At 44.5% G+C, this 8,001-nt stretch carries 7 protein-coding genes; all 7 read left to right on the top strand.

Annotated elements, in window-relative coordinates:
• Positions 1-285 precede the first annotated feature (285 nt).
• The 7 genes from secE to rpoB all read left to right on the top strand — a co-directional run bounded on the left by secE (position 286) and on the right by rpoB (position 7,998).
• The gene (secE, locus tag ACED42_RS13105) at positions 286-663 is read left to right on the top strand and encodes a preprotein translocase subunit SecE (protein WP_017096511.1); all 378 of its coding nucleotides are present in this window, start codon (positions 286-288) and stop codon (positions 661-663) included.
• A 13-nt stretch (positions 664-676) separates the two neighbouring features.
• Positions 677-1,225 carry a transcription termination/antitermination protein NusG gene (gene nusG / locus ACED42_RS13100; RefSeq protein ID WP_012605006.1) on the top strand — a complete coding sequence of 183 codons (549 nt, stop codon included), beginning with the start codon at positions 677-679 and terminating at the stop codon, positions 1,223-1,225.
• 212 nt (positions 1,226-1,437) lie between these two features.
• The gene (gene rplK, locus ACED42_RS13095) at positions 1,438-1,866 is read left to right on the top strand and encodes a 50S ribosomal protein L11 (protein ID WP_010435555.1); all 429 of its coding nucleotides are present in this window, start codon (positions 1,438-1,440) and stop codon (positions 1,864-1,866) included.
• Between the two features lie 4 nt (positions 1,867-1,870).
• A complete protein-coding gene (gene rplA / locus ACED42_RS13090; RefSeq protein WP_012605004.1) occupies positions 1,871-2,575 on the top strand; it encodes a 50S ribosomal protein L1 in 705 nt (234 codons plus the stop codon).
• 242 nt (positions 2,576-2,817) lie between these two features.
• Positions 2,818-3,312 (top strand): 50S ribosomal protein L10, encoded by a 495-nt coding sequence (gene rplJ, locus ACED42_RS13085; RefSeq protein ID WP_009844673.1) that lies wholly within the window; start codon positions 2,818-2,820, stop codon positions 3,310-3,312.
• A gap of 57 nt (positions 3,313-3,369) precedes the next feature.
• A complete protein-coding gene (gene rplL / locus ACED42_RS13080) occupies positions 3,370-3,735 on the top strand; it encodes a 50S ribosomal protein L7/L12 (RefSeq protein ID WP_009844674.1) in 366 nt (121 codons plus the stop codon).
• A gap of 234 nt (positions 3,736-3,969) precedes the next feature.
• Complete coding sequence (gene rpoB / locus ACED42_RS13075) at positions 3,970-7,998, top strand: DNA-directed RNA polymerase subunit beta (protein ID WP_009844675.1); 4,029 nt, start codon at positions 3,970-3,972, stop codon at positions 7,996-7,998.
• The last annotated feature ends 3 nt before the right edge of the window (positions 7,999-8,001 follow it).

Here is an 8,001-nt window from a genome sequence, read left to right as displayed (position 1 = left end):
TCGCAATCCGCGAAGGTGGCCGTACAGTTGGTGCTGGTGTTGTAGCTAAAATCTTTGCATAAGATTTGACGAACCACTAGTAAAAAGGGCATCATTTGATGCCCTTTTTCTGCGCTGAAAAAAGAGTTGGGTGTTTTGACATCAATTTTAACTCTTAGCAAAGAATTAAACGGTCTTTTTAACTAAAATGACTGTTAGATGTGTTGTTTTGCAACGCAAAGGAATGTGCCCTGCAACAGCGGGGTTATTGTCGTCTATATTTAAGACTTATCACAGGTTGGTTTTATGAAAGCAAACGCTGAAACTCCTGATAGCTCAGGTGCAGCAGATACAATGAAGTGGGTAGTCGCTTTTGTACTGTTGGCTGCTGCTGTTGTGGGTAATTACCTGTATGGTGAATTGTCTGTTGTAATTCGCGCTGCAGGTGTAGTTGTGCTGATTGCTGCCGCACTAGGCGTTGCAGCAACAACAACTAAAGGTAAAGCTGCGATCGATTTTGCAAAAGAATCTCGTATGGAGATTCGTAAAGTTGTTTGGCCTACTCGCCAAGAAACTATGCAAACTACATTGATCGTTTTAGCTGTATGTATTGTTATGTCTCTAGTGCTTTGGGGAATTGACGGCATTATGGTCCGTTTAGTTTCTCTAGCAACTGGAGTGTAGAGGGTTCTGATTCATGAGTGAAGCTCCAAAAAAACGTTGGTATGTAGTTCAAGCCTTTTCTGGCTATGAAGGTCGTGTATCTCAATCGTTACGCGAACATATTAAAATGCACGACATGGAAGAATTCTTTGGTGACGTTTTAGTACCTACTGAAGAAGTAGTGGAAATGCGTGCAGGTCAACGCCGTAAAAGCGAACGTAAGTTCTTCCCTGGCTACGTATTAGTGCAAATGATCATGAATGATGAATCATGGCACTTAGTACGCAGCATTCCTCGTGTTATGGGCTTCATTGGTGGTACCTCTGATCGTCCTGCACCAATCACTGACAAAGAAGCTGATGCTATCTTGAACCGTCTAGAGAAAGCGAGCGAGTCTCCACGTCCTAAGACAATGTTCGAAGCGGGTGAAGTGGTTCGTGTGAACGATGGTCCGTTTGCTGATTTCAACGGTACAGTTGAAGAAGTAGATTACGAGAAAAGCCGCATTAAGGTATCTGTATCGATCTTTGGTCGTGCAACACCGGTTGAGCTTGAATTTGGTCAAGTTGAAAAGCTGGACTAAAACTCTAACTTTTGAACAAGCTGTGGATAAATACTTCATAAGTTGTTCAAAATAAAAGAGTATAAAAAACCACCTTTTTAGGGTTGTTAAAGGCGCGAATTATGATTATAATTTCGCGCCTTTTTACTTCTATCGAAGTAAGAAAGAGTTAATTGAAATTAAGGGGAGCTTGCCTCAGGGCTAGCGTATGTACCCAAAAATTAGGAAATATCATGGCTAAGAAAGTTGAAGCTTATATCAAACTGCAAGTTGCAGCTGGTATGGCAAACCCAAGTCCACCGGTTGGTCCTGCTCTAGGTCAACACGGCGTGAACATCATGGAATTCTGTAAAGCGTTCAACGCAAAAACAGAATCTGTTGAGAAAGGTCTACCTACTCCAGTAGTAATTACTGTTTACAACGACCGTTCTTTCACGTTCGTAACTAAGACTCCACCTGCTGCTGTTCTTCTTAAGAAAGCTGCTGGCGTTAAGTCTGGTTCAGGTCGTCCAAACACTGAGAAAGTTGGTACTGTAACTGACGCTCAAGTTCAGGAAATCGCAGAAACTAAAGCTGCTGATATGACTGGTGCTGACATCGAAGCAATGAAGCGTTCTATTGCTGGTACTGCTCGTTCAATGGGCCTAGTGGTAGAGGGATAAGATCATGGCAAAACTTACTAAGCGTATGCGCGTAATCCGCGACAAAGTTGAAGTAACTAAAGAATACGAAATCAACGAAGCTGTTGCTCTTCTTAAAGAACTAGCTACTGCTAAATTCGTTGAGTCTGTAGATGTTGCTGTTAACCTAGGCATTGATGCTCGTAAATCTGACCAAAACGTACGTGGCGCAACTGTGCTACCTCACGGTACTGGCCGTGACATCCGCGTTGCTGTGTTCACTCAAGGTGCAAACGCAGAAGCAGCTAAAGCAGCTGGCGCAGATATCGTTGGTATGGAAGATCTTGCTGAGCAAGTGAAAAAAGGCGAAATGAACTTCGACGTTGTTGTTGCTTCTCCTGATGCAATGCGTGTTGTTGGTCAACTAGGTACAATCCTAGGTCCACGCGGCCTTATGCCAAACCCTAAAGTTGGTACTGTAACTCCTAACGTTGCTGAAGCGGTTAAGAACGCTAAAGCTGGTCAGGTTCGTTACCGTAACGACAAGAACGGTATCATCCACACTACTATCGGCAAAGCATCTTTCGAAGCTAACCAGCTTCAAGAGAACCTAGAAGCACTTCTAGTTGCTCTTAAGAAAGCTAAGCCTTCTTCAGCGAAAGGTACTTTCCTGAAGAAAGTAAGCATCTCTACTACAATGGGTGCTGGTGTTACTGTTGATCAAGCTAGTCTTGACACTCAAGCAAACTAATTTGCTTCGGCGCAGATTTAGTGTATACTTCTGCGCCTAATATTTGTGGTTGGGTGATTTTTGAAGCAATTCAGGTCATCCGTCCCAAGACCGTAGGCGCTGTACTCTTCGGAGATATGGCTTAATAAAACCTACGTAGGCGATGTTGTGGTTTGAAGTGAATTTATTCATTTTTAAATAACATCGTAAACGCTCATTACATTTTGTATGAGTGCTGTAATCACAACCAGAGGTTAATCCAAATGGCTTTAAATCTTCAAGACAAAAAAGCAATTGTTGCTGAAGTCAACGAAGCTGCCAGTGGTGCACTTTCTGCAGTTGTAGCTGATTCTCGTGGCGTTACTGTTGGCGCAATGACTTCTCTACGTAAACAAGCTCGCGAAGCGGGTGTTTACATGAGAGTTGTTCGTAACACACTAGCACGCCGTGCGATTCAGGGTACAGACTACGAGTGTCTAACAGACACTTTCACTGGTCCAACTCTGATCGCATTCTCTAATGAGCACCCAGGTGCTGCAGCGCGTCTTTTCAAAGACTTCGCAAAAGAGAATAAAGATTTCGAGATCAAAGCTGCTGCATTTGAAGGCGCAGTTACTGATGCTGAAGTACTAGCGACACTACCAACTTACGACGAAGCTATCGCACGCCTAATGATGTGCATGAAAGAAGCTTCTGCTGGCAAGCTGGTTCGTACTATCGCTGCTGTTCGCGACCAAAAAGAAGAAGCTGCGGCTTAAGCCTTGCTTTTCACTGGTTGCTATTTAAACTTATTGTTGACTTAAAAGAGAATTGTTATGTCTATTACTAACGAGCAAATCCTAGACGCAGTTGCAGAAATGTCTGTAATGCAAGTTGTTGAGCTTATCGAAGCTATGGAAGAGAAATTCGGTGTTACTGCTGCTGCTGCAGTTGTAGCTGGTGGTGCTTCTGCTGAAGCTGCTGCTGAGCAAACTGAATTCGACGTAATCCTAACTGCTGCTGGCGCTAACAAAGTACAAGTTATCAAAGCTGTACGTGGCGCAACTGGCCTAGGTCTTAAAGAAGCTAAAGGTCTTGTAGACTCAGCTCCTGCAGCGCTTAAAGAAGGCGTTGACAAAGCTGAAGCTGAAGCTCTTAAAGCACAGCTAGAAGAAGCTGGCGCTTCTGTTGAAGTTAAGTAATTATTACTTAATTTCTTAGCCGCAAGGCTAATGGCTGGTGGTTTATTAACCACCGGCCTTTTTGCGCTGTAGGGCTATGACGAAATTTCCGCTGTTTAACCGTCATAATCCAAGCAAAAAAACAGTCATTTTTTCGAAATGATTGTTCACTACAGTAAACAGCTGTTTGTCACCGCCCCCTCTGAAGAGTGTTTTGGGTGGTTTGGGTCACTTATCAGCGAGCTGAGGAACCCCATGGTTTACTCTTATACCGAGAAAAAGCGCATCCGTAAGGATTTTGGTACTCGTCCACAAGTTTTGGACATTCCATACCTGTTATCGATCCAGCTTGATTCTTTCGACAAATTCATCGAACAGGATCCTGAAGGTCAATACGGTCTTGAAGCTGCTTTCCGTTCTGTATTTCCAATTCAGAGCTACAACGGCAATTCTGAGCTGCAATACGTTAGCTACCGTCTTGGTGAGCCAGTTTTTGACGTTAAAGAATGTCAAATCCGCGGTGTTACTTACTCAAAGCCACTACGCGTAAAACTACGTCTAGTTATCTTTGATCGAGATGCACCAGCAGGTACTGTAAAAGACATTAAAGAACAAGAAGTCTACATGGGCGAAATTCCGCTTATGACAGACAATGGTACTTTCGTAATTAATGGTACCGAGAGGGTTATCGTATCCCAGCTGCACCGAAGCCCAGGCGTGTTCTTCGACAGTGATAAGGGTAAGACCCACTCATCAGGTAAAGTTCTTTATAACGCACGTGTAATTCCTTACCGTGGCTCATGGTTAGACTTTGAGTTCGATCCTAAGGATAACTTATTCGTACGTATCGACCGTCGTCGTAAGCTACCAGCATCGATTATCCTTCGTGCACTTGGTAAATCGACTGAAGAGATCCTAGATCTGTTCTTCGACAAAGTGAACTTCGAAGTGAAAGACCAAACTCTACTTATGGAGTTGGTTCCTGATCGTCTACGTGGTGAAACTGCGTCATTCGACATCGAAGCAAACGGCAAAACTTACGTTGAGACTGGTCGTCGTGTAACTGCTCGCCATATCCGTCAACTTGAAAAAGATGGCGTTGAGCACATCGAAGTACCAGTAGAGTACATCGTTGAAAAGATTGCTGCGAAAGATTACATCAACGAAGCAACTGGCGAGATCATCGTTGGCGCAAACCAAGAGATTAGCCTAGAAGCACTTGCTAACCTGTCTCAAGCAGGTCACAAGACTCTAGAAGTGCTGTTCACGAATGACCTAGACCATGGTCCATTCATGTCAGACACTCTACGTGCGGATAGCACAGTAGATCGCATCTCTGCATTGGTAGAAATCTACCGCATGATGCGTCCTGGCGAGCCACCAACGAAAGAAGCTGCAGAATCATTGTTCGAAAGCCTATTCTTCTCTGAAGATCGTTACGACCTATCAACTGTAGGCCGTATGAAATTCAACAGCTCTATCGAGCGTGAAGAAGAAGAAGAGCGCGGTACTCTGGATGAATCAGACATCATCGAAGTGATGAAGAAACTGATTGGTATCCGTAACGGCATTGGTGAAGTGGACGATATCGACCACCTTGGCAACCGTCGTATCCGTTCTGTAGGTGAAATGGCAGAAAACCAATTCCGTGTTGGTCTAGTTCGTGTAGAACGTGCCGTTAAAGAACGTTTAAGCCTTGGTGACCTTGATGCAATCATGCCTCAAGATCTTATCAACGCTAAGCCGATCTCTGCTGCAGTTAAAGAATTCTTTGGCTCTTCACAGCTTTCACAGTTTATGGACCAAAACAACCCATTGTCAGAAGTTACGCACAAGCGTCGTATCTCTGCTTTAGGTCCTGGTGGTCTTACTCGTGAGCGCGCAGGCTTCGAAGTACGTGACGTTCACGTAACTCACTACGGTCGTCTATGTCCGATCGAAACGCCTGAAGGTCCAAACATCGGTCTAATTAACTCGCTATCTGCATTTGCACGTTGTAACGATTACGGTTTCCTAGAAACTCCGTACCGTCGTGTAGTAGATGGTGTAGTAACAGAAGAAGTTGATTACCTGTCTGCAATCCAGGAAGGTCAATTCGTAATCGCGCAAGCAAACACCATTCTTACTGAAGAAGGTACGTTTGCAGATGAGCTAATCACAGCTCGTCAAAAAGGTGAATCTGGTCTTCACCCACGCGATCACGTTGACTACATGGACGTTGCGACAAACCAAGTAGTATCTATCGCTGCTTCGCTTATCCCGTTCCTAGAACACGATGATGCGAACCGTGCATTGATGGGTGCCAACATGCAACGTCAAGCTGTACCAACACTGAGAGCTGATAAGCCTCTAGTAGGTACGGGTATCGAACGTAACATCGCAGTTGACTCTGGTGTTACAGCGGTTGCTAAACGTGGTGGTCAAGTTCAGTCTGTTGACGCTTCTCGTATCGTAGTTAAGGTTAACGAAGATGAATTGGTACCTGGCGAAGCTGGTATCGATATCTACAACCTGACTAAGTACACGCGTTCGAACCAAAACACATGTATTAACCAACGTCCAACTGTACTTCCTGGTGAACCAGTTGCACGCGGCGATGTTCTTGCTGACGGTCCTTCAACAGACCTTGGTGAACTAGCTCTTGGCCAAAACATGCGTATCGCATTCATGCCTTGGAACGGTTACAACTTCGAAGACTCGATCTTAGTATCTGAGCGCGTAGTTCAAGAAGACCGTTTCACGACAATCCACATTCAAGAATTATCTTGTGTGGCTCGTGATACTAAGCTGGGTTCTGAAGAGATCACAGCTGATATTCCAAACGTAGGTGAGTCTGCTCTGTCTAAACTAGACGAGTCAGGTATCGTTTACATTGGTGCTGAAGTTAAGGGTGGCGACATCCTAGTTGGTAAAGTAACCCCTAAAGGTGAAACTCAACTGACTCCTGAAGAGAAGCTACTACGTGCTATCTTCGGTGAGAAAGCATCTGATGTTAAAGATACTTCTCTACGTGTACCAAACTCTGTTTCGGGTACTATCATCGATGTACAAGTCTTTACTCGCGATGGCGTAGAGAAAGACAAACGTGCACTTGAAATCGAACAGATGCAGCTTAAAGAAGCTAAGAAAGATCTAACTGAAGAGTTCCAAATTCTTGAGGGTGGCCTTCTTAACCGTGTTAAAGCTGTACTTCTGTCTGGTGGTTACTCTGAAGCTAAGCTTGATACTATCGGTCGTAAGCAATGGCTAGAGCAAGTTCTAGAAGACGATGCGCTACAAACACAGCTTGAGCAACTTGCTGAGCAGTGGGATGAGCTAAAAGCAGACTTCGATAAGAAGTTTGAAACTAAGCGTCGTAAAATCACTCAAGGTGATGATCTAGCACCTGGCGTTCTTAAGATTGTTAAAGTTTACCTAGCGGTTAAACGTCGTATCCAGCCTGGTGATAAGATGGCCGGTCGTCACGGTAACAAAGGTGTAATCTCTAAGATTAACCCTGTTGAAGACATGCCATACGATGAGAAAGGTCAGCCTGTAGACATCGTACTTAACCCGCTGGGTGTACCATCGCGTATGAACATTGGTCAGATCCTAGAAGTTCACTTAGGTTTGGCTGCGAAAGGTATCGGTGACAAGATCAACCAAATGGTTAAGGAACAACAAGAACTGCATAAGTTCCGTGAGTTCCTACAGAAGGTTTACGATCTTGGCGATACTCGTCAGAAAGTTGATATTGCTGAACTGTCTGATGATCAAGTTCGTACACTGATCAAGAACCTACGTGGCGGTCTACCGATTGCTACACCTGTGTTCGACGGTGCTTCTGAGTCTCTAATCAAAGAACTACTTAAACTGGGTGATCTGCCAGAATCTGGTCAGCTTAAACTGTTTGATGGGCGTACTGGTGATTCGTTTGAGCGTCCTGTAACTGTTGGTTACATGTACATGCTGAAACTGAACCACTTGGTTGATGACAAGATGCATGCTCGTTCAACTGGTTCTTACAGCCTAGTAACTCAGCAACCACTTGGTGGTAAAGCTCAGTTCGGTGGTCAGCGTTTCGGTGAGATGGAAGTATGGGCACTAGAAGCATACGGTGCTGCATATACTCTACAAGAAATGCTAACAGTTAAGTCGGATGACGTTAACGGCCGTACTAAGATGTACAAGAACATCGTAGATGGTAACCATAGCATGGAACCTGGCATGCCAGAGTCGTTCAACGTACTGTTGAAAGAGATTCGCTCGCTAGGTATCAACATCGAGCTAGAAGACGAAGAGTAATCC

Source organism: Vibrio sp. FF145, assembly GCF_041439075.1.
Lineage (GTDB): Bacteria > Pseudomonadota > Gammaproteobacteria > Enterobacterales > Vibrionaceae > Vibrio > Vibrio tasmaniensis_A.
The sequence above is the reverse complement of the archived record's forward strand: the minus strand, read 5'-3'. Positions and strand labels throughout refer to the sequence as shown.

Bases quoted from the DNA above. Each gene is read 5' to 3' on its own strand.
- secE (WP_017096511.1), top strand. From the start codon at position 286: ATGAAAGCAAACGCTGAAACTCCTGATAGCTCAGGTGCAGCAGATACA.
- nusG (WP_012605006.1), top strand. From the start codon at position 677: ATGAGTGAAGCTCCAAAAAAACGTTGGTATGTAGTTCAAGCCTTTTCT.
- rplK (WP_010435555.1), top strand. From the start codon at position 1,438: ATGGCTAAGAAAGTTGAAGCTTATATCAAACTGCAAGTTGCAGCTGGT.
- rplA (WP_012605004.1), top strand. From the start codon at position 1,871: ATGGCAAAACTTACTAAGCGTATGCGCGTAATCCGCGACAAAGTTGAA.
- rplJ (WP_009844673.1), top strand. From the start codon at position 2,818: ATGGCTTTAAATCTTCAAGACAAAAAAGCAATTGTTGCTGAAGTCAAC.
- rplL (WP_009844674.1), top strand. From the start codon at position 3,370: ATGTCTATTACTAACGAGCAAATCCTAGACGCAGTTGCAGAAATGTCT.
- rpoB (WP_009844675.1), top strand. From the start codon at position 3,970: ATGGTTTACTCTTATACCGAGAAAAAGCGCATCCGTAAGGATTTTGGT.